This window comes from Microbacterium sp. CBA3102 (assembly GCF_007954505.1).
Taxonomy (GTDB): Bacteria; Actinomycetota; Actinomycetes; order Actinomycetales; family Microbacteriaceae; genus Microbacterium; species Microbacterium aurugineum.
The window spans coordinates 2,637,929-2,658,240 of record NZ_CP042412.1 but is presented as its reverse complement, the minus strand read 5'-3'; the positions used below and the strand labels follow the sequence as shown (position 1 = coordinate 2,658,240).

Below are 20,312 nucleotides of genomic sequence, written 5' to 3'. Positions count from 1 at the left end.
CGGTCCGTCTCAGCCAGCGGACAGGACGGCGACAGCTTCCTCGCGCAGACCGGCCGGGATCACAGCGACCGTGCGGTCGTCCGTGGATCGCTCAGCGACGGAACCGTCGGCCCAACGCAAGTCGGAGCCCAGGAGCTCCGCGGGCAGCTCCAGCGTGCCGACGCTCGGGTCGAGCGCATGCACATGCACGGTCGAGCCCGTGGTCGTGTACCGCCGCGGCGCTCCGGTCCGCTCGCCCATTCGAACCCACGGACGGGTGCCGTAGATCGCCTCGCCGTTCGTCTCGAGCCACGTGCCCAGCTCGCGCATCGCGCGCCGCTGAAGTTCCGGGATCGACCCGTCGGCGGCGGGACCCACGTTGATCAGCAGGTTGCCGTTCTTGGCGACGACGTCGATGAGCAGCCGGATCAAGGCGGCTCCCGACAGCGAGTGACGCTCATCCTCGGCCTGGTTGAACCCGAAGGAGTAGCCCAGGCCTCGAGTCGACTCCCACGGCTCCGGGATGATCTCCGGGATGTCCGTGTACTCCCGCGTGAGGAAGCCGTGATACGGCACGCCCCACCGGTCGTTGACGACGCCGTCCGGGACGGCCTCGAAGTATCGCTCCAGCAGCGCGGCGACCGCATACTCGTCGCGCCCCTTGCCGCCGTCGGGCCACTCGATGTCGTTCCACAGCACGTCGGGTGAGAAGCGCGTGACCAACTCGTCGAGCTGAGCTGCCGAGTACCGCGCGAAATGGGCGTCGTTGCGGCGGAATCGGAACAGATCGGTGTCGGACTCGATCGGCGGGAAGTCGCTCACATGCCAGTCGAGCGCGCCCGAGTAGTACACGCCGAACTTCGCGCCCGCGCGCCGGGTGGCATCGTGGAACTCGGAGATCAGGTCACGGCGCGGCCCGCGCGCGACCGCGTTGAAGCCGGTGGTCTCGGTGCCCCACAGACAGAAGCCCTCATGGTGCTTCGTGGTCGGGATGATGTACCTGGCCCCTGCGCCGACGAGCTCGCCGACGAAGGCATCCGCGTCGAACGCCTCGGCGTCCCACCGATCGGCGAGGTCCTCGTAGGAGGTCCCCGGCCCGAACAGCTGCTGATGACGCTCCCAGGTCGGACTCCCCGCGATCCGCACGGTGTTGCCGTACCACTCGGCGTACTGATGCCAGGCGTACGCGTCCTCGGTCGGGATGTTCACGCCCTCGCCGTGCTGCACGGCCCACGCCGGCACCGAGTAGAGCCCCCAGTGCACGAAGAAGCCGAGCTTCGCGTCGCGGTACCAGTCGGGCACGCTCTGCGTCGGGTACGTCGGAGCATCCGCGCCGAGGTCCGGCCCGGTGCGCTTCTCGAAGTTCATCATGCGGTCGGCTCCTCTGCGACGCCGCGGCGGACGACCACGGCTTTCAGGTCGGGGTTTCCGTCGGGGTCGAAGGGGTAGACACCGGGGCGTAGACGGTGGTGACCGAGACGGAGGAGGTCCTGGTCGACACCTCCGGGAGTCAACGCGAGAGTCCAGCCCGCGGCGAGCTCGTACAGCTCGGGTTCGAGATAGCCGATCTTCACCACCACGATGTCCGCGGTCGTCGGCTCGAGGCCCAGCATCCGGAAGTCGGAGAGGTGATGGAACGGCTTGCGACGCTCCGTGATGATGGCGTGGAGTCCACCCGCCGCGATCACGACCTGCGTGCCTGCGTCCGGATCTCCGTCGGTGATCGAGAAGACGGTCCCGGTGATCGTCACGGGGCCGTGCGGGCCATCGTCGACCCGGGCGCCCGCCACGATCGTGATCGTCGCCCCGACGCCCGCTTCGACCGCCCGCGCGACCGCCTCGGGATCGAAGATCGACGCCACCAGGGTCGTGCGGTCGGGGCCGATGAGTTCGGAATGCGCGAGCAGGTGTGCAAGGGTCCACGTCACATCGCCCGCCCCGCCCGCCGTCGGATTGTCACCCGAGTCCGAGATGAGGTACGGGTGGGGCGCTCCCGGCGCGAGCGCCTTCTCGAGCGCCTCATCGAGCGTGCCCGTCTCAGCGACGAACACGAAGTCCTCGCGAGCCTCCCAGAACATGCGGGCCACCCGCTCGGCCTCACGCGCGATCAGCTCCCGATCGTCGCCGGTGACCACGACGTACGCCTGGCAACGGGGTTCGTCGGCCCAGGCGTAGCCGATCCAGACCGAGGCATCGACGACGCCCGGAAGCGCCTCGATCTCGGGCAGCTCGGCGTAGATGCTGCGTGCGGGCTCGAGCCGGGTGCTGGTCTTCTCGCCGGGGAGCAGGACCGGGGCCGGCACCCACGCCACGAACGGCCGACGGCCCAGCGGGTCGGCGCCGTGCGGCCCCCGCAGCCGGGCGAGGAGGTTCCACACCGCCCGTTCCTTGGTGTTCATCCAGTCCTCGTGCGGCGCCATCCGGTAGCACGTGAGCAGGTCGACCGCGTCGCGCAGCACCTCGGAGACGTTGCCGTGCAGATCCATCGATGTCGAGACCAGCGTGTCCGGCCCCAGTGCCGCCCGCACCGCGAGCGCGAGGTCGCCTTCGGCGTCGTCGAGACCGACGACGCTCATCGCTCCGTGGATGTCGAAGAAGAAGCCGTCGAAGGGGCCCTGCTCGCGGATGCCCTCGACGATGGCGTCCTTCATCCGACGGTAGGTCTCGGGCGCGACGGCACCACCGGGCAGCGAGCGACCATGGGTGAGGGGCACCCAGTCGGCGGCCGCAGCGAGCTCGCGCCCGTCGTCGAGGAACGGGTAGTAGCTGCGCAGAGCCTCACCTGTGCGAACCGTGAAGGCTTCGTCGCCCGAGATGTGCGGGGAGAACGTGCTCGACTCGATGGAGATCCCGGCGATACCGATCCGGGGCTGCGCGAGCCCCCCGTCGGCGACGGTCGGAAGCGGACCCATCCAGATCTCGTGGGCTTCGGGACGTACGGTCACGTGATGTGCTCCTTGTCGGTGCGGGAGGTCGGGCTCAGTGTGCTCCCGCCGGGACCAGAGCCCGGCGGGCGGTCTCGATGGCGCCGAGAGCGACGGCATCGGAACCGAGGACGGCGGGGACGATGCGCAGAGGGATCCCGGACACCGGGGAATCCGTGTGCAGAGTACGCGTGATCGCGGGCTCCAGAAGATCCCAGGCCGACGTCACGCCTCCTCCGACGATGGCGCACGGCAGGTCGAGGATCGTCGCTGCGCTGGCGCAGGCGAGGGCGAGTGCGCGGCCGGCGGCGTCGAACACCGCGATCGCCTGCACATCACCCGCTCGTGCACGATCCGCGACGACTCTCGCGTCGCGGACGATGTCGCCGGTGCGCTCCTGGTACCGCATCGCGATCGACGTACCGGACGCCAATGTCTCGAGGTGCCCGACCTGCCCGCAGGTGCAGACCAGCTCGCTGTAGCCGGGTGTGTGCCCGATCTCCCCCGCGGCACCGTGCGGTCCGTGGTGGAGCTCACCGTCGATGAGGAGCGCGCCTCCGACCCCGGTGCCGAGCATCACGCCCAGCACGTCGCGGTCCTCGCGGCCGGCGGCGGCGGCTTCGCCCAGGAGGAACGCGTTGACGTCGTTCTCCACACGCACCGGCACCCCCAGTCGCGCTTCCAGCTCCTCGGCGAGCGGGAAGCCCGCCCACCCGACGAAGGTCGCCGAGGCTGCGCGGATCGTGCCGGTCTCGTGGTCGATGACACCGGCAGCGCCGACACCGGCCGCCCCGAGCGGGACACCGGCCTCGGCAGCGAGAGAGGCGGCGAGACCCGCGGCTGCATCGGCCATCGCCGCACCGCCCTGCGCTGCGGGGGCGCCGACGCTCCCCCGTGCCAGCACCGTCCCCTCGCTGCTCACGAGGAGCGCAGCGATCTTGGTGCCTCCGATGTCGATACCGACGACTCCCGATCCGGATGTGCTCGAACGCGTGACGGGCATGGTGGTCCCCTGTTCCTGGCCGATCATGCTCAGCGGCCGCCCAGTCCTGCCATCGCGATGCCCTTGACCAGGTGCTTCTGCAGCACGATCACGAGAATCGTCGTCGGCACCATCGAGATGATCGCCGCAGCCATCTGCAGGTCCCAGCGCGTCCCGGTGAGTCCGGCGAAGCTCGCGAGACCCACGGGGAGGGTGCCGTGCGCGTTGTAGTCGACCGTCACGATGAGCGGCCACAGGTAACTGTTCCAGAAGGACAGGAAGGTGAACACGGCGAGCACCGCGACCGCCGACTTCGACAGCGGCAGGATGATCTGCAGGAACGAGCGTACGGGCCCGGCGCCGTCGACGCGCGCGGCCTCCTCCAGCTCATACGGGATGCCGCGGAAGAACTGCCGCATCAGGAACGTGCCGAACGCACCGAACGCGAACGGGAGCACGAGCGCCTGATAGGTGTCGACCCAGTTGAACCACTGCATCACCTGGAACATCGGGATCACGAGCACCTCGGCGGGCACCATGAGCGTCGCGAGGAACAGCACGAAGACGGCGTCCCGTCCCTTCCAGCGCAACCGCCCGAAGGCGTACCCGGCCGTGGTCGACACGATCAGCACGACGAGCGTGCCGAGGATCGCGACGATGAACGAGTTCATGATGTAGGTGAGGAAAGGGCCGTAGGCGAAGACGTCGACGAAGTTGCTCCAGCGAAGCTCCGACCCGACCAGGGTCGGCGGCATGGAGAACATCTCCGAATTCGGCTTGAGCGCCGAGAAGAACGCGTAGACGAGCGGGGAGATGAAGATCAGCGCTGCGACGTAGATCGCGACGTGCGCGAGGACCAGCCGCACACGCGACGCCGGTGTGGTCGCGGCACCCCGTGCGCGCTCGCGGTCCGAGCGGCCGGCGCGGCTTGTCGGGCGGACGAGGGTCTCAGTGCTCATAGTGCACCCACTTCTTCTGCGCGGCGAACTGGAGACCGGTGATCGCGATGATGATCGCGAAGAGGATCCAGGCTGCCGCGGCGGCGAGGCCGAGGTCGCCGAAGGTGAATCCCTGCTCCCAGATGTACATGACGAGCGGCTTGGTGGCGTTGCCGGGGCCGCCGCCGGTGAGCATCTGCGGCTGGACGAACACCTGCAGGGACGTGATCATCGTCATGATGGTGGCGAAGAAGATCGAGGGCGAGATCATCGGGATGATGATGCTCCACACCCGTCGGAGTCCTCGGGCGCCGTCGATGCTCGCCGCCTCCAGCACGCTCTCGGGGAGCTGCTCGAGAGCGGCCGAGAAGATCAGCATGTTGTAGCCGAGCCCCTGCCAGACGCTCATCACGACGACCATGATCATCGCCCACGACGGGTCGGCCAGGAAGTTTGGCAGCTCGATGCCGAACCACGTCTGCGAGAGGCCGTTGAAGAGCCCCTGTGGCTGCAGCATCATCTTCCACACCAGCACGTTCGCGACCATCGGGGTCACGACCGGGATGAAGAAGAGGACGCGCAGGGCACCTCGCCCGCGGATCCGCGACCCGAGGCCGAGAGCGAGCACGAGCGAGAGAGCGACACTCAACGGCACGTACAGCAGCGTGTACACCGCCGAGTTGCGCAGCGCAGGCCAGAAGTCCGGGCTGCTGGTGAACAGCTTGACGTAGTTGTCCACCCCGTTGAAGTTCCGCTCGCCGAAGGTCGGCCAGTCGAAGACGCTCATCACGATCGAAAGGCCCACGGGCACGATCGTGAACAGGGCGAGCCCGATCAGGGCGGGGCTTGCGAACCCCAGCGCCTGACCGGCCTCGACCTTGGCGAGCGATCGTCGACGTCTCGTCGTGATCGTCATCTCATATTTCTTTCTTTGTCACCACTGACGGCCGAAGCCGGATCACTCGCCGAACTGGGCCTGGGCGTTCGACAGCAGCTCGTCCATCGTCATCTGGCCGTTGTAGACGCTGACGAGGTTGGGCTGGATGTAGCTGTCGAGCTTCTGCCAGTTCTTGGTCATGTACAGCGGGACGGTGTCACCGAAGGCCGCCTCGAAGACCGACTGCACCTGCTCGCGGTACTCCTCATCGATGGACTCGAAGTACAGCGGCTGCGACGACGTGCGTGCCGGGTACGAGCGGCCGGACGATGCGATGTAGTCCTGAGCGTCCTCGCCGAGCAGCGAGCCCATGACCTTGAGGGCCGCCTCCGGGTTCTCGCAGTTCGCCGAGATGCCGTAGCCGGAGCCGAGGATCGGGCCGGGGTTGCCGTCGACACCAGCGGGCAGCGGGACCATACCGGCCGCGAAGCCGGACTCGTTGTTCAGGTAGCTGACGGCGTTCCACGTGCCGTCGACCGCCATGGCGGCGTTGCCACCCGTGTACTGGTTCTCGCCCCAGCCGGTGTCGGAGGCGGATGCCACGGGGGCGGCGACCTTCTTCTCCGTCACGAGCTCGGCGTACCACGTGGACGCGTCGACGAACGCCTTGTCGTCGATGTGCAGGGTGCCGTCTTCGGAGGCCGGCTGCGTCGCGGAGTACGCGATCGGCATCGACATCCACTGGTATCCGCCCATGCCCATGCCGAAGCCGTACTTGCCGTCCTTCGTCGCGTCGGCGGCGATGGCGTCGAAGTCGTCGAACGTCCACCCGATCTCCGGCGTCGCTGCGCCGGCAGCGGTGAGCATGTCCTGGTTGTAGTAGACGAGCATCGTGGCAACGTCGAACGGCACGCCGTAGACCTTGCCTTCGAAGCTGAGGATGCCGTCGGCGCTCGGGTTGAAGTCCGCCCAATCGATGCCGGCCGTCTTGAGGTCCGCGTCGCTCAGCTCACGGAAGGCACCGGTGTAGCCACCGAGCTGCGCGCCGCTCATACCGGTGACGCAGGCCATGTTGCCGCTGGCCATGTTCGTGGTCAGCTTCGTGAAGAAGTCGCTCCACGGCGAGGTCTGCAGCTTGATCTTGATGTCGGGGTTCTGCTCCTGGGCGAATGCGACCTGCGCCTCGAGGGCATCCACGTCGGACTCGCTGCCTGCCCACATGTCGACGACGATCGTGTCGCCGTCGGCGGAACCACCGTTGCCGCTGCTGCTCGCGCAGCCGGTCATCGCGACTGCGACGCCGGTGACGGCGACGACAGCCCCTACACGCAACTTCTTCATTGAATGCCTCCTGGAAGGGAACTAGTTGCTTCGCGGGTCGAAACAACCTAGTAGGATTTCGTATGAAGTTACCGTTTCACACTTCGCAAGAGGCCGCAAGCTGAACATCCGATGTTTATCGGAGCTTGATAATTCGTAACTCCCGGGAAACATGACCATCCCCTACTACGCTGACGAATGCTCCGACCAGGAAAGTGCCCCCATGCCAAATCCCGCTGACACCGCCGTCGACGACCCGCACACCCGCCGCATCCTCGACCTCGTCGCCCGCGGCGAGGCCCGCTCCCGCACCGAGCTCGCCGCCGCACTCGGCGTGGCCGCCTCGACCGTGGGCCTCCGCGTGCAGTCCCTGCTCGACGCCGGCGTGCTGCGCGAGGCCGGCGACGGCACGTCACGTGGGGGACGCCGCCCGCGGGTGCTGCAGATCTCCGCGGACGGTGTCGTGCTCACCGCCGACCTCGGCGGCGGCCACGCGCGTATCGGCAGGCACTCCCTCAGCGGTGCCCTCCTGGACAGTCGCTCGATCACGGTCGATGTGACCGAGGGGCCGGAAGCCACGCTCGACCGCATCGGCGAGGTCTTCGACCAACTCGCCTCCGAGTCGCGGGTCCACGCGATCGGCATCAGCCTGCCCGGTCCCGTCGACATCGCCACCGGCACGGTCGACCAGCCGTCGCGCATGCCGGGATGGCCGGGCTTCCGTGTCGGCACCCATCTCGCGACCCGCTACGGCGTGCCGGTCGCGGTCGACAACGACGCCAACCTCGCCGCGCTCGGCGAGCATCGCGAGCGCTTCGGGCACACCGGGCACAGCATCACGGTGAAGGCCGGCACCGCCATCGGAAGCGGCATCATCGTCGATGGACACGTGCACCGCGGGGCGACGGCCGCGGCAGGAGACATCACCCACACGCGGATCGACGGCAGCGGCGACATCCCGTGCTCCTGCGGCAACACCGGCTGCCTCGAGACGGTGGCCAGTGGGGCGAGCCTCGTGCGCCAGATGCGCGAGCGCGGCAACGAGGTGGTCCGCACCACGACCGACGTGCTGAGCCTGGCGCGCGACGCCGATCCCCTCGCGACCACCCTGGTCCGCACGGCGGGAACCCATCTCGGGCAGGCGCTGTCAGGCGTGGTGAACTTCTTCAACCCGCACGCGGTGTTCCTGACCGGCAGCATGAGCGCCTCGGAACCGTTCATCGCCGCCGTCCGCAGCCGCGTCTACGAGGCATGCCACCCCCTCGCGACCCAGCGACTGCGCATCGAAGCGGCGACGACCGGCGCCGACGCGATCCTCCACGGCGCCGCACGCCTTGCGCTCGAAGGCATGGAGATACCGGTGACGACGGCCTGAGCCGTCGCCACCGTGTGGATCATTCGTCGATGAGCGTCAGCTCGACCACCGGCACCAGCACCTCGGGACGCCGCACCGGCAGATGCACGGTGAGCGTCCCCTCCGCCTCCCCCGCGGGCGTCATCAGATCAGCCTGACGGTCCGGGTCGGACACACTGGTCTGCAGCCAGGATCCGTCGTTCAGCAGCCGCGCGTAGGAGACCTTTCCGGCGAGCTCCGGAAGGTGCACGAAGCCCATCGGCCAGCTGAACAGGCTCAGGTAGAGCTTGTTCCCGCGCCGGGTGTAGACGCCCTCGCGCGGCGGGGTGAGCGGCGCATGCCCGGCCCCGATCACGGCATCACGGTGCAGACGCATCCACTCGCCGATCTCCGCCAGGGTGCGGGCATCCCGGGGCGCGATCGCACCACGACCGTCAGGGCCGATGTTGAGCAGCATGTTCCCGCCCATCGACACCGAGTCGACGAGCATCTGCACGAGCAGTGTGGCGGACTTCTGGTCCATGTTGTCCCGGTGATAGCCCCAGGAGCCGTTGAGCGTCTGGCATGCCTCCCAGGTCAGCGGTACGCCGTCGCGCACGATCGGTGCGGTGGGCTGATACTGCTCCGGCGTGACGAAGTCGGCGGGGATCCCGAGCCGATCGTTGACCAGCATGTCGGGCTGGAGCTCACGGCACAACGCGAGCAGGGTGGTCGCATCCCAGTCCTCGGGCCCCTTGCCCGCCCACCCCTCCTTGCTCTCGGGGTAGGTGAAGTCGAAGAAGAGGTAATCGATCTCCCCGTACTCCGTCAGGAGCTCTCGCACCTGACCGTGGAGGTAGGCGCGGTATCGGGCCATGTCACGCCCGACGTTGAGTTCGTGGGCGTTCTCGTCGTCGCGGCGCGGATGGTTCCAGTCGACGGTGAAGTCGGGGTGATGCCAGTCGATGACCGAGTGGTACAGGCCGACCTTGATCCCCTCCGCGCGCAACGCCTCGACGTACTCACGCACGAGGTCGCGTCCGACGTTCACCACGGAAGTGAAGTCGGTGAGCTTCGAATCCCACAGGCAGAAGCCGTCATGGTGCTTCGTCGTGAGGACGACATAGCCCATGCCCGTCTCCTTCGCGGTGCGTGCGAGGGATGCGGCGTCGAAGAGATCCGGATCGAAGTGCTCGAAGTACGGACGGTAGTCCTCGTCCGTCAAACGCTCGTAGTTTTGCACCCATTCATGACGGGCTGCCCCGCTGTAGAGGCCGAAGTGGACGAACATCCCGAACCGGGCCCGGTCAAACCATTCCTGTCGCATGGCTCCCATCCTGACACAGACATCCGATGTCTGGCGTGATTTGGCGCAGACCACACAAAGAACGGGCGCCCCTGGAGGGACGCCCGTTCTTTCGAGAATCGAATCAGCGTGCCGCGCTGCCGTCGACGTAGTCCTCGTCCTGCTGCTTCCAGGCGAAGAGCGAACGCAGTTCCTTGCCGGTGACCTCGATCGGGTGCTGCTCCTCCTTGGCACGCAGTGCCAGGAACTCCTCCGCCCCGTTGTCCTGGTCATCGATGAAGCGCTTCGCGAAGGCGCCGGACTGGATGTCCGCGAGGACGCCCTTCATGCTCTCCTTGACGCGCTCGTCGATCACACGCGGACCCGAGACGTAGTCGCCGAACTCGGCGGTGTCGGAGATCGACCAGCGCTGCTTGGCGATGCCGCCCTCCCACATCAGGTCCACGATGAGCTTGAGCTCGTGCAGCACCTCGAAGTAAGCGATCTGCGGCTGGTAGCCCGCCTCGGTGAGCGTTTCGAAGCCCGCCTGCACGAGGTGGCTCACGCCACCGCAGAGCACGGCCTGCTCGCCGAACAGGTCGGTCTCGGTCTCTTCGGTGAAGGTCGTCTTGATGACGCCGGCGCGGGTGCCACCGATGGCCTTCGCGTAGGAGAGGGCGAGGTCCCAGGCGTGACCCGATGCGTCGCGCTCGACCGCGATGATGTCCGGGATGCCCCGGCCGGCGACGAACTCGCGACGAACCGTGTGGCCCGGAGCCTTCGGCGCCACGAGGATCACGTCGACGCCCTCGGGCGCGTCGATGTAGCCGAAGCGGATGTTGAAGCCGTGGGCGAAGGCGAGCGTCTTGCCGGCGGTGAGGTTCGGCGCGATCGACTCGCTGTAGATGATGCGCTGGTGCTGGTCCGGCGCGAGGATCATGATGACGTCGGCCCACTCGGTGGCCTCCGCGACGGTCTTGACCGGGAAGCCCGCCTCTTCGGCCTTCGCAGCGGACTTGGAGCCCTCCTTGAGAGCGATGGCGACCTCGACGCCCGAGTCGCGCAGGTTCTGCGCATGCGCGTGGCCCTGCGAGCCATAGCCGACGATGGCGACCTTCTTGCCCTGGATCAGGGACAGGTCGGCGTCGGCGTCGTAGAAGATCTCGGTGCTCACTTTGTGTTTCTCCTTGTTCGTGACAGTGGTGCACGCCCTGCACGTCCGAGGACGGCGGGGCAGGTAGGTGTGATGGTCTGGAAGGTCAGCCGCGCAGGACGCGTTCGGTGATGCTCTTGCCGCCTCGGCCGATGGCGAGAAGACCGGACTGGGCAATCTCCTTGATCCCGAAGGGCTCGAGCGCGCGAAGCATCGCGTCGACCTTGCCCTTGTCACCGGTGACCTCGATCACGAGGGCATCGGAAGCGTAGTCGACGACGGACGCACGGAAGAGGTTCACGACCTCGATCACGTTCGACCGGGTGGCGTTGTCGGTGCGCACCTTCACGAGCATGTGCTCGCGCTGCACGGACGTGGCGAAGTCGAGCTCGACGATCTTGATCACGTTGATCAGCTTGTTGAGCTGCTTCGTGACCTGTTCGAGCGGGAGCTCATCGACGTCGACGACCACCGTGATGCGCGAGATCCCGGGGACCTCGGTCACGCCGACGGCGAGGGAGTCGATGTTGAAGCCGCGGCGGGCGAAGAGCCCCGCGACACGGGTGAGAAGACCGGGGGTGTTCTCCACCAGCAGGCTCAGCACGTGGGTCGACATGGCTCAGTCCTCCTCGTCGAATGCGGGCGCGTGCTCGCGGGCGTACTGGACATAGCTGTTGCTGACTCCCTGGGGGACCATCGGCCACACCATCGAGTCGGCGCTCACGACGAAGTCGATCACCACGGGGCGGTCGTTCGTCTCGAGTGCGAGCTGGATGGCGGCATCCACCTCTTCTTCCTTCTCCACGCGGATCGCGAGGCAGCCGTAGGCCTCGGCGAGCTTCACGAAGTCGGGGATGCGGATCGTGCCGTGCCCGGTGTTGAGGTCGGTGTTGGAGTGGCGACCGTCGTAGAACAGCGTCTGCCACTGGCGGACCATGCCCAGCGAGGAGTTGTTGATGATCGCGACCTTGATCGGGATGTTGTTGATCGCGCAGGTCGCGAGTTCCTGGTTGGTCATCTGGAAGCAGCCGTCACCGTCGATCGCCCAGACGGCGCGGTCGGGTTCGGCGACCTTCGCACCCATCGCCGCGGGGACCGAGTAGCCCATCGTCCCGGCACCGCCGGAATTCAGCCAGGCGTTCGGGCGCTCGTACTTGATGAACTGCGCGGCCCACATCTGGTGCTGTCCGACGCCGGACGCGTAGATGCCCTCGGGTCCCGTGAGCTCACCGATCCGCTGGATGATGTGCTGCGGAGCCAGAAGCCCGTCGGTCGTCGGAGCGTAGCCGAGCGGGAACTCGGTGCGCAGGCCGTCGAGGTATGACCACCACTCCGCGATGTCGGGCTTCACGCCCGCGGTCGCTCCGCGGAAAGCCGTGTCGAGATCGGTGAGCACATCGCGCACATCACCGACGATCGGCACGTCGGCGGTTCGGATCTTGGAGATCTCCGCGGGATCGATGTCGACGTGCACGACCTTGGCGTTGGGGGCGAAGAGCGCAGCCTTGCCCGTCACGCGATCGTCGAACCGTGCACCGAGGGACACCAGGAGATCGGCCTCCTGCAGCGCCAGCACAGCGGGAACCGTGCCGTGCATGCCCGGCATCCCGAGGTGCTGCGGGTGCGAGTCGGGGAACGCGCCGCGCGCCATCAGCGTGGTGACGACCGGAGCGCCCGTGGACTCCGCGAGCTCGAGCAGCTCGGCTGCCGCCCGGCCGCGGATCACGCCGCCGCCGACGTACAGGACGGGCTTCTTGGCCTCGGCGAGGAGGCTCGCAGCCGCTTGGATCTGCTTGCCGTGCGCCTTGGTGACCGGGCGGTAGCCGGGGAGGTCGATCTTGGGCGGCCACACGAACGGTGCCGTGGCCTGCTGCGCATCCTTCGTGATGTCGACGAGGACGGGTCCGGGACGACCGGTGCCCGCGATCTCGTAGGCCGCGGCGATCGCACCCGGGATGTCGGCGGCGTCCTTCACCAGGAAGGAGTGCTTCGTGATCGGCATCGTGATGCCCACGATGTCGGCCTCCTGGAACGCGTCGGTTCCCATCAAGGTCGAGAACACCTGACCGGTGATGGCCAGCAGCGGCACCGAGTCCATGTAGGCGTCGGCGATCGCCGTGACCAGGTTCGTCGCTCCGGGACCGGACGTCGCGATGCACACGCCCACCTTCCCGGAGGCCGAGGCATAGCCCTCGGCGGCGTGACCGGCGCCCTGCTCATGCCGCACCAGGATGTGGCGGAGCTCGGAGGCGTCCATGAGCGGGTCGTAGACCGGGAGGATCGCTCCTCCCGGAAGCCCGAACACGTCGGTGACACCGAGCAGCTCGAGCGAGCGCACCACGGCCTCGGCACCGGTGATCTCCGGCGCAGACGTTGGACGAGCGGGCGGCCTCGGCACGGCCGGGGCGGAATCAGCAGTCATGAGTTTCCTTCTGATGATCTCTGGAGGACGCCGGATGCCGGAGCGTCCGGGTCAGCCGGTGGTCGCTCCCTCGGCGGCGGACCGCACGAGGCGCGAGTACTTGGCAAGAACGCCTCGGGTGTAGCGCGGGGGAAGCGGCTCCCAGCCGGAACGGCGGGAGGCGAGCTCTGCGTCATCGACGAGTAGATCGAGAGTGCGAGCTGCGATATCGACCCGTATCAGATCACCATCGCGCACGAAGGCGATAGGACCTGCGTCCACCGCTTCGGGTGCTATGTGGCCGATGCACAGGCCGGTTGTGCCGCCTGAGAATCGTCCGTCCGTCAAGAGTAGTACATCTTTTCCGAGCCCCGCGCCCTTGATGGCCGCCGTGATGGCGAGCATCTCCCGCATCCCCGGTCCGCCCTTGGGGCCTTCGTAGCGGATGACGATGACGGTGCCGGGCTCGATCTCCCCGTCGGCGACCGCATCCATCGCGGCGCGCTCGCGCTCGAACACACGGGCGGGCCCCTCGAACACCGCGGCGTCGAAGCCCGCGGTCTTCACGACAGCGCCCTCCGGTGCGAGCGAGCCGTGAAGGATCGTCAGGCCGCCGGTCGCGTGGATCGGGTTGTCGAACGTGTGGATGACCTCGCCGTCGATCGGCATGGGGTCGAGGTCCGCGAGGTTCTCGGCCAGCGTCTTGCCGGTGACGGTGAGAGCGTCGCCGTGCAGCAGCCCCTCATCGAGCATCGCCTTCATGATCACCGGAATGCCGCCGTGACGGTCGACGTCGTTCATGACGTACTTGCCGAACGGCTTCATGTCGGCGACGTGCGGGACCTTGTCCCCGATGCGGTTGAAGTCGTGCAGGCTCAGCTCGACGTCGGCCTCGCGGGCGATCGCGAGCAGGTGGAGCACAACGTTGGTGGAGCCGCCGAGAGCCATCGCCAGCGCGATCGCGTTCTCGAACGACTCCTTGGTCAGGATGTCGCGGGTCGTGATGCCCTGGCGGAGCAGGTTGACCACGGCCTCGCCCGAGCGGTGCGCGAAGTAGTCGCGACGACGGTCCGCGGCGGGCGGCGCGGCGGATCCGGGAAGGCTGAGACCGAGGGCTTCGGCGACCGAGGCCATCGTGTTCGCCGTGTACATGCCACCACAGGCTCCTTCACCGGGAGCGATCGCGCACTCGATGCGCTTGAGGTCCTCTTCGCTCATGAGACCGGCACGGCACGCCCCGACCGCTTCGAACGAGTCGATGATCGTGACGTCCTTCTCGGTGCCGTCGGAGAGCTTGACCCACCCCGGGGCGATCGAACCGGCATAGAGGAAGACACTGGAGAGATCGAGGCGCGCACTGGCCATGAGCATGCCCGGGATCGACTTGTCGCAGCCGGCGAGCAGGACGGAGCCGTCCAGACGCTCGGCCATCATGACCGTCTCGACCGAGTCGGCGATGACCTCGCGGGACACGAGCGAGAAGTGCATGCCCTCGTGGCCCATCGAGATGCCGTCCGAGACGGAGATCGTGCCGAACTGCAGCGGGTACCCGCCGCCGGAGTGCACGCCTTCCTTCGCTCCCTGAGCGAGCCTGTCGAGGCTCAGGTTGCAGGGCGTGATCTCGTTCCAGCTCGAGGCGATGCCGATCTGCGGCTTGTCCCAGTCCGCGTCCCCCATGCCGACGGCACGGAGCATGCCGCGGGAGGTCGTGGCCTCGATGCCGTCGGTGACGACGCGGCTGCGGGGCTTGATGTCGATGGGCGCGCTGCTGGCAGGATCATGCGAGGACATGACGGAAGTCTATTGCCGCGCGGCGGTGCGTTCGTCCGCCAACGCCTCCAGAAGCTCGGCGATCTGTTGTGGAGTGTCCACACGCAGGGTCGCAGCGCTCTCCCCCGGGCCCACCCGCACACCGAGATCACCCGGTCCCAGCACGCGCATCGCGTCCTCATCGGTCACGTCGTCGCCCGCGAACAGGATGCCGGTGGCGTCGAAGCGCTCCCGCAAAGCGGTCATCGCGGCGTCCTTGCCCTCCGTGCGCGAGGAGAACTCCAGCACACGGTGTCCTGCCCGACGGCGCCAGTGCGGGAAGCGCTCGGCGACCAGCGCATCGATCTCGGCGAAGACGCGCTCCTCCGTCTCGCGATCGGCGCGTCGGGTGTGCACACCCATACCGAACGTCTTCGGCTCGAACTCGGCACCCTCGTAGCGCGCGATGATCGGCTTCGCGGCGGCCCAGAGCTCTTCCCGGGTGCCGTCCTCGTCGAAGGCGTCATGGACGGCGTCGGGGTCGTCGCCGGGGAACCAGTACTGGGCACCGTGCGAGCCCGCCAGTGCGATCGCGGAGTCATCCGTGTGCTCGGTGATCACGCGCAGATCGTGCATGCTGCGTCCGGAGACGTAGGCGACGACCGTGTCGGGCAGCGCCGCGAGTCGCTCGACCTGGACGGCGACTTCGGGGAGCGCACGCGCGGCCATCGGGTCGGGCACCAGGGGTGATGCGGTGCCGTCGAAGTCGAGGGCGACGACCAGCCGAGGCGTCGCCGCCAGCGCGCTCAGGTCTTCGTCGGCGGTTCCGGGGGTCCAGGGGCGCGTCACAGCTTCTCCAATCCGCGGGGCGTACCCCGTGTCTCCATTGCGAGGTCGATCAGCGCGCACGCACTTCGGCGAGCGCGGCCAGGAACGAGGAGGACCAGGCGTTGACGTCGTTGTCCAGCACACGCCTGCGAAGTGATCTCATGCGTCGTCCCTGGTCGGCAGGAGACATCTCCACCGCGGTCATGATCGCGTCCTTGAGGCCCTCGATGTCATGCGGATTGACCCGCACGGCCTGTCGGAGCTCGTCCGCCGCACCGGTGAACTCGCTCAGCACCAGCACACCGCGGTCGTCCACACGGGTCGCGACGTACTCCTTCGCGACGAGGTTCATGCCGTCACGGAGAGCGGTGACCAGCATCACGTCCGCGGCGAGGTAGAGCGCGACCATCTCTTCGCGCGGGTACCCCTGGTGCAGATAACGGATGGCGGAATGCCCGACCGTGTCGGTGTCGCCGTTGATGCGGCTGACCGCGAGCTCGATCTCGTCTCGCAGGTGCACGTATGCGTCCACGCGCTCCCTGCTGGGGCTCGCGACCTGGACCAGCGTCACGTCCTCGATCTTGAGACGCCCTTCCGCGAGCAGCTCCCCGTAGGCCTTGATGCGGTGGCGGATGCCCTTGGTGTAATCGAGGCGGTCGACGCCGAGCAGGATGCGCTTCGGGTTGCCGAGGCTGGCGCGGATCTCCGCTGCACGGGCACGGATGTCCGCGCGTCCCGCGAGTTCGAGGTAGGGCGCGGTGTCGATCGAGATCGGGAAGGCCTTGGCCAGAGCCGGCCGCACGCCGTCGCCTTCGGGGACGGAGACGTTGGGCCCCTTCACCTCGTAGCGGAGCCGGCGGCGGACGGCCGTCAGGAAGTACGTGGCGTCCTGAGCGCGTTGGAACCCGATCACGTCGGCACCGAGCAGCCCACGGAGCACCTGGTCACGCCACGGCAGCTGCGCGTACAGCCCGTGAGCGGGGAAGGGAATGTGGTGGAAGTACCCGATCGTCACGTCGGGCCGGATCTCGCGCACCATCTGCGGGACGAGCTGCAGCTGGTAGTCGTGCACCCAGACCGTGCCGCCCTCGACCACCGCGGACGCCGCCGCCTGCGCGAATCGACGGTTGACGGTGACGTAGGCCTCCCACCATTCACGGTGATACTGCGGGGGCGCGATCACGTCATGGTAGAGCGGCCAGATCGTGTCGTTCGCGAAGCCCTCGTAGTACTCCGCGACCTCCTGCGCGCTCAGCGGGACCGGGACCAGTTCGATGCCACCGGCTTCGAACGGGGCCAACTCGACATCGGCCTGACCGGCCCAGCCGACCCAGGCACCGTGCACGTTGCGCATCATCGGCTCGAGAGCGGCAACGAGTCCTCCCGGCGACGTCCGCCAGACCTCCTCGCCGTCAGGCCCCTCCACCCGATCGACGGGCAGCCGGTTGGCGACGACGACGAAATCTGCAGCTGCCAAGGGGGCTCCTCACACCAGGGGGTTGAGTCCAACTTACCCAGGTTGGCGTGACTCTGCCGCGCGGTGTCAGACCGTCACGGACAGACGACGCCGCTCACCGCTGAGAACCCAGTTGGCGGCCCCGGCCGCGAACGTGATGAAAGCGGCGACCATCGGCAGGAGGAGAGCGGCGGAGGTGCCGATGCTCTCGGCGATCTCTCCGGTGACGGCTGCGCCGATGGACTGCCCCACGACGACGCCGGAGCCCAGCATCGTCATGACGGTCGCGGAGCGACCGAGCGGGCTGCGGGCGGCACCGAAGCTGTACTGGGTCACGAGGGTCGGGCCGATGCCGATGCCCATGATCGCGAGAGCCAGGACCATCGCGCCCGGCGAATCGACGATGCTCAGCAGGAGCGTGCCGACGAACAGGATTCCGGAGAAGACCAGCCAGCGCGCGCGCAGCGAGAACGCGGGTGGCAGCCAGGCCACGCCCAGGGCGAGCAGGGCGGAGCCGACCCCCATCACGCCGTAGAGAAGGCCGGCCTGCTCCGGAGCACCCCGATCCGCCATGAACGAGGTGAGCGAGGTGAGCATGGCTCCGAAGAACATCCCGACGCCGAGGATGCCGACGACGACGATCAGCAGCCGCGGGCGGAACAGCTCCGAGACGGCCGAGGGCGCTCTCCCGTCGGCGTCACGGTCCTGCGAGACATGGCGGCCGCTCGGGTGGAGGGCGAATGCCCCGACGAACACGACGGTGAGAACGGCGGCACCGACCAGCGGCGCCCACGGCGAGATCGCCGACGCCAGGATGCCGACCAGGAACGGGCCGAACACGAAGACGGTCTCGTCGGCGGCGGACTCGTACGCCATCGTGCCGGACACCGTGCGATCACGTCGGGCCTCCGGCATCCGGTCCCGGATGATCGTGACCAGTCGTGAGCGCGAGAGCGGAGCGACCTGCGGCGCCGTCGCACCGATGCCGACCGCGGCGAGCAGTACGAAGCCGTCCGCGGCCGTGCCGTAGACCACGAACGTGAAGAGCAGGAGCATCGCTCCGTTGGCCAGCGCGAGGATGACCAGCACCGCACGCTGGCCGAATCGGTCGGCGGCAGCGCCGAGCAGAGGCCCGAAGCACGCTGTGCCCAATCCGACGGCAGCCGACGTCAGGCCTCCGAGCGAGAGGGATCCGCGCGCGGAGACGACGACCGTCAGCACGCCGACGACCATCATCGCGAAGGGCAGACGTGCGATGAAGGCGATGAGGAAGTACGGGAGGCCCGCGATGCGGAGGAGGCTCGGGCTCTGCGGGGCGGATTTCGGTGATGCGGGTGCGTGTGTCATGGCTCTCGCGCGTCGATGACGCGATGTCGGGTGCCGCCGCTGTCCGCCGGATTGCCGGCGGCCGGTAGATACACGGTGTGTGCGGCCGCGGGCGAGCCGCGACGCACCCAGGATAGCGGATGTGGACGAGGAAAGCCCGGGAATCCGCCGGTGCAGGGAGGGTCTATCCTGGGCGGCACCCGTCTCACGCTGCCGCTCCCGAGGAGGATTCCGTTGCCCACCACCGCCCCTGTCGCCGCGGCGACCGTCCCGCTTCCCTCACGCTCGCAGCGGGCCGGAACGGCCAAGACTTCCCCGGTGCGTGACCTGCTCGCACTGACCGAGCGGCCGGAGGTCATCTCGTTCGCCGGGGGTCTCCCGCCCCCGAGCTCTTCGACGTGGACGGCATCCGTGCTGCGTTCGACGCCGTCCTGGCCTCTCCCGGTGTGCTGCAGTACTCCACGTCGGAAGGCGACCCGCGGTTGCGGGAAGAGGTCGCGCGGCGCTATTCGATCGACGGACTGCCCACCGCCGCATCCGATCTGATCATCACGACGGGTTCGCAGCAGGGTCTCGGACTGCTCGCGACGACACTGCTCGACCCCGGAGACACGATCCTCGTGGAAGAGCCCTGCTATCTCGCCGCCCTGCAGACGTTCGCGCTGGCGGGAGCGCACGTGGTGGGCGTTCCCGCGAACGGTGATGACCTGGATCTCGAGGCGCTGGACAGACTGGCGCCGACGCACGGCCCGAAGTTCTTCTACACGGTGCCCACGTTCCAGAATCCGACGGGCCGAACACACGGGCTCGAGGCCCGCAGACGCATCGCGGAGATCGCGAGGAGCCGAGGATTCCGCATCATCGAAGACGAGCCGTACCGCCAACTGAGGTATTCGGGCGACCCCCTCCCCTCGCTGGCCGAGCTCGCACCCGAGCATGTCGTCAGCCTCGGCAGCTTCTCGAAGGTGATCGCTCCCGGCCTGCGAATCGGGTGGATCCGCACGACGGCCGACATCCGCTCGACCGTGACGATCGCCAAGCAGGCAGCCGATCTGCACACCTCGACCATCGATCAAGCGGCGGCCGCCCACTACCTCGTCTCCGGTCGCAGTGAGCCCGCGCTCGACCGGATCCGCGACGCGTACGCCGCCCGCCGCGACGCGATGCTCGAGGCGCTGCCGACCGCGCTGCCCGAGGGCAGCACGTGGACTCGACCGGACGGCGGCATGTTCGTCTGGGTCCGCCTCCCGGAGGGCTTCGACGCCACGACAGCGCTCAGGAGAGCGCTGGCTCGGGACGTCGCGTTCGTCCCCGGCACGTCGTTCTCCTCCGGCACCCCGGATCCACGGACGTTGCGCCTGTCCTTCACGACCTACTCCCCTGCCAGGATCCGGGAGGGCTTGTCAAGGCTCGGTGCGACATGGGGTGCGGACGGGTAGCGTAAAGGGATGCGCTACCTCTTCAGCACCGGACTCGTCGCTGCGATCTCCGCGGGTGTCTCCCTGCTGCGCGGCACCCGCGAACAGCCCATCACCTGGCGCGCCCTTCTGTCGTGGCTGAGCTGGGGCATCACGATGGCTCTGGCGATCGGAGCCGTCGTCGACATGAACCGTGAACGTCGCGGTGTGCTCGTCGATGCCGACTCGCCGCAGTCGGTCAAGAAGGCGAAGAAGGCCCAGCGGCTCCAGTTCCGTTCGCAGAAGGCGCTCGCCGACACGCAGGACCACGCCCAGGACGCACGGCGCTGAGTCCGAGCGCCCT

General features: G+C 68.0%; 17 protein-coding genes. 3 read left to right on the top strand and 14 right to left on the bottom strand.

Annotation, left to right across the window (positions count from 1 at the left end; genetic code table 11):
* Nucleotides 1-9: 9 nt before the first annotated feature.
* The 6 genes from FGL91_RS12655 to FGL91_RS12630 form a co-directional block, all read right to left on the bottom strand.
* Nucleotides 10-1,350, bottom strand: a complete 1,341-nt coding sequence (locus FGL91_RS12655) for an alpha-L-fucosidase (RefSeq protein ID WP_153243972.1) — start codon at nucleotides 1,348-1,350, stop codon at nucleotides 10-12.
* Nucleotides 1,347-2,891, bottom strand: coding sequence for a M81 family metallopeptidase (locus FGL91_RS12650; RefSeq protein ID WP_322619409.1), 1,545 nt, complete (start codon nucleotides 2,889-2,891; stop codon nucleotides 1,347-1,349). The genes FGL91_RS12655 and FGL91_RS12650 overlap by 4 nt, the downstream gene beginning before the upstream one ends.
* Nucleotides 2,892-2,958: 67 nt before the next feature.
* A complete protein-coding gene (locus FGL91_RS12645; protein ID WP_227991615.1) occupies nucleotides 2,959-3,906 on the bottom strand; it encodes an ROK family protein in 948 nt (315 codons plus the stop codon).
* Between the two features lie 29 nt (nucleotides 3,907-3,935).
* Entirely contained in the window at nucleotides 3,936-4,844 is a 909-nt protein-coding gene (locus tag FGL91_RS12640; RefSeq protein WP_153243969.1) for a carbohydrate ABC transporter permease, read from the bottom strand.
* Nucleotides 4,834-5,739, bottom strand: coding sequence for a carbohydrate ABC transporter permease (locus FGL91_RS12635; protein WP_047519224.1), 906 nt, complete (start codon nucleotides 5,737-5,739; stop codon nucleotides 4,834-4,836). Before FGL91_RS12635 ends, FGL91_RS12640 begins: the two co-directional genes overlap by 11 nt.
* Nucleotides 5,740-5,781: 42 nt before the next feature.
* Nucleotides 5,782-7,041 carry an ABC transporter substrate-binding protein gene (locus tag FGL91_RS12630; RefSeq protein ID WP_047519229.1) on the bottom strand — a complete coding sequence of 420 codons (1,260 nt, stop codon included), beginning with the start codon at nucleotides 7,039-7,041 and terminating at the stop codon, nucleotides 5,782-5,784.
* Between the two features lie 202 nt (nucleotides 7,042-7,243).
* Between FGL91_RS12630 and FGL91_RS12625 the strand changes: the two genes are divergently transcribed.
* The gene (locus tag FGL91_RS12625; protein ID WP_131490889.1) at nucleotides 7,244-8,395 is read left to right on the top strand and encodes an ROK family transcriptional regulator; all 1,152 of its coding nucleotides are present in this window, start codon (nucleotides 7,244-7,246) and stop codon (nucleotides 8,393-8,395) included.
* Nucleotides 8,396-8,414: 19 nt separating this feature from the next.
* Here the strand turns inward: FGL91_RS12625 and FGL91_RS12620 are convergent, their stop codons facing one another.
* The 8 genes from FGL91_RS12620 to FGL91_RS12585 all read right to left on the bottom strand — a co-directional run bounded on the left by FGL91_RS12620 (nucleotide 8,415) and on the right by FGL91_RS12585 (nucleotide 18,572).
* Nucleotides 8,415-9,689: an alpha-L-fucosidase gene (locus FGL91_RS12620; protein WP_416202650.1), complete on the bottom strand. Its 1,275-nt coding sequence runs from the start codon at nucleotides 9,687-9,689 to the stop codon at nucleotides 8,415-8,417.
* Between the two features lie 94 nt (nucleotides 9,690-9,783).
* Nucleotides 9,784-10,812: a ketol-acid reductoisomerase gene (gene ilvC / locus FGL91_RS12615; RefSeq protein ID WP_047519233.1), complete on the bottom strand. Its 1,029-nt coding sequence runs from the start codon at nucleotides 10,810-10,812 to the stop codon at nucleotides 9,784-9,786.
* A gap of 85 nt (nucleotides 10,813-10,897) precedes the next feature.
* Nucleotides 10,898-11,407, bottom strand: coding sequence for an acetolactate synthase small subunit (ilvN, locus tag FGL91_RS12610; protein ID WP_017830816.1), 510 nt, complete (start codon nucleotides 11,405-11,407; stop codon nucleotides 10,898-10,900).
* A 3-nt stretch (nucleotides 11,408-11,410) separates the two neighbouring features.
* A complete protein-coding gene (locus tag FGL91_RS12605) occupies nucleotides 11,411-13,213 on the bottom strand; it encodes an acetolactate synthase large subunit (protein ID WP_047519234.1) in 1,803 nt (600 codons plus the stop codon).
* A 51-nt stretch (nucleotides 13,214-13,264) separates the two neighbouring features.
* Nucleotides 13,265-14,983, bottom strand: coding sequence for a dihydroxy-acid dehydratase (gene ilvD, locus FGL91_RS12600; RefSeq protein ID WP_047519236.1), 1,719 nt, complete (start codon nucleotides 14,981-14,983; stop codon nucleotides 13,265-13,267).
* Between the two features lie 9 nt (nucleotides 14,984-14,992).
* Nucleotides 14,993-15,790: a trehalose-phosphatase gene (otsB, locus tag FGL91_RS12595; protein ID WP_153243967.1), complete on the bottom strand. Its 798-nt coding sequence runs from the start codon at nucleotides 15,788-15,790 to the stop codon at nucleotides 14,993-14,995.
* Nucleotides 15,791-15,839: 49 nt separating this feature from the next.
* Nucleotides 15,840-17,246: an alpha,alpha-trehalose-phosphate synthase (UDP-forming) gene (locus FGL91_RS12590; protein WP_153243966.1), complete on the bottom strand. Its 1,407-nt coding sequence runs from the start codon at nucleotides 17,244-17,246 to the stop codon at nucleotides 15,840-15,842.
* Nucleotides 17,247-17,312: 66 nt separating this feature from the next.
* Nucleotides 17,313-18,572, bottom strand: coding sequence for an MFS transporter (locus tag FGL91_RS12585; protein ID WP_153243965.1), 1,260 nt, complete (start codon nucleotides 18,570-18,572; stop codon nucleotides 17,313-17,315).
* Nucleotides 18,573-18,949: 377 nt separating this feature from the next.
* Here FGL91_RS12585 and FGL91_RS12580 point away from each other — a divergent pair, with 377 nt between their 5' ends.
* Both FGL91_RS12580 and FGL91_RS12575 read left to right on the top strand, forming a co-directional pair.
* Nucleotides 18,950-19,990, top strand: a complete 1,041-nt coding sequence (locus FGL91_RS12580) for a PLP-dependent aminotransferase family protein (protein WP_227991611.1) — start codon at nucleotides 18,950-18,952, stop codon at nucleotides 19,988-19,990.
* A gap of 9 nt (nucleotides 19,991-19,999) precedes the next feature.
* Nucleotides 20,000-20,299, top strand: coding sequence for a hypothetical protein (locus FGL91_RS12575; RefSeq protein WP_047519243.1), 300 nt, complete (start codon nucleotides 20,000-20,002; stop codon nucleotides 20,297-20,299).
* The last annotated feature ends 13 nt before the right edge of the window (nucleotides 20,300-20,312 follow it).

Coding starts and splice junctions, on each gene's coding strand:
- FGL91_RS12625 (WP_131490889.1), top strand. CDS start 7,244: ATGCCAAATCCCGCTGACACCGCCGTCGACGACCCGCACACCCGCCGC.
- ilvN (WP_017830816.1), bottom strand. CDS start 11,407: ATGTCGACCCACGTGCTGAGCCTGCTGGTGGAGAACACCCCCGGTCTT.
- FGL91_RS12650 (WP_322619409.1), bottom strand. CDS start 2,891: ATGGGTCCGCTTCCGACCGTCGCCGACGGGGGGCTCGCGCAGCCCCGG.
- FGL91_RS12635 (WP_047519224.1), bottom strand. CDS start 5,739: ATGACGATCACGACGAGACGTCGACGATCGCTCGCCAAGGTCGAGGCC.
- FGL91_RS12605 (WP_047519234.1), bottom strand. CDS start 13,213: ATGACTGCTGATTCCGCCCCGGCCGTGCCGAGGCCGCCCGCTCGTCCA.
- FGL91_RS12655 (WP_153243972.1), bottom strand. CDS start 1,350: ATGATGAACTTCGAGAAGCGCACCGGGCCGGACCTCGGCGCGGATGCT.
- FGL91_RS12620 (WP_416202650.1), bottom strand. CDS start 9,689: ATGGGAGCCATGCGACAGGAATGGTTTGACCGGGCCCGGTTCGGGATG.
- FGL91_RS12645 (WP_227991615.1), bottom strand. CDS start 3,906: ATGCCCGTCACGCGTTCGAGCACATCCGGATCGGGAGTCGTCGGTATC.
- FGL91_RS12585 (WP_153243965.1), bottom strand. CDS start 18,572: ATGACACACGCACCCGCATCACCGAAATCCGCCCCGCAGAGCCCGAGC.
- FGL91_RS12640 (WP_153243969.1), bottom strand. CDS start 4,844: ATGAGCACTGAGACCCTCGTCCGCCCGACAAGCCGCGCCGGCCGCTCG.
- FGL91_RS12630 (WP_047519229.1), bottom strand. CDS start 7,041: ATGAAGAAGTTGCGTGTAGGGGCTGTCGTCGCCGTCACCGGCGTCGCA.
- FGL91_RS12575 (WP_047519243.1), top strand. CDS start 20,000: ATGCGCTACCTCTTCAGCACCGGACTCGTCGCTGCGATCTCCGCGGGT.
- ilvD (WP_047519236.1), bottom strand. CDS start 14,983: ATGTCCTCGCATGATCCTGCCAGCAGCGCGCCCATCGACATCAAGCCC.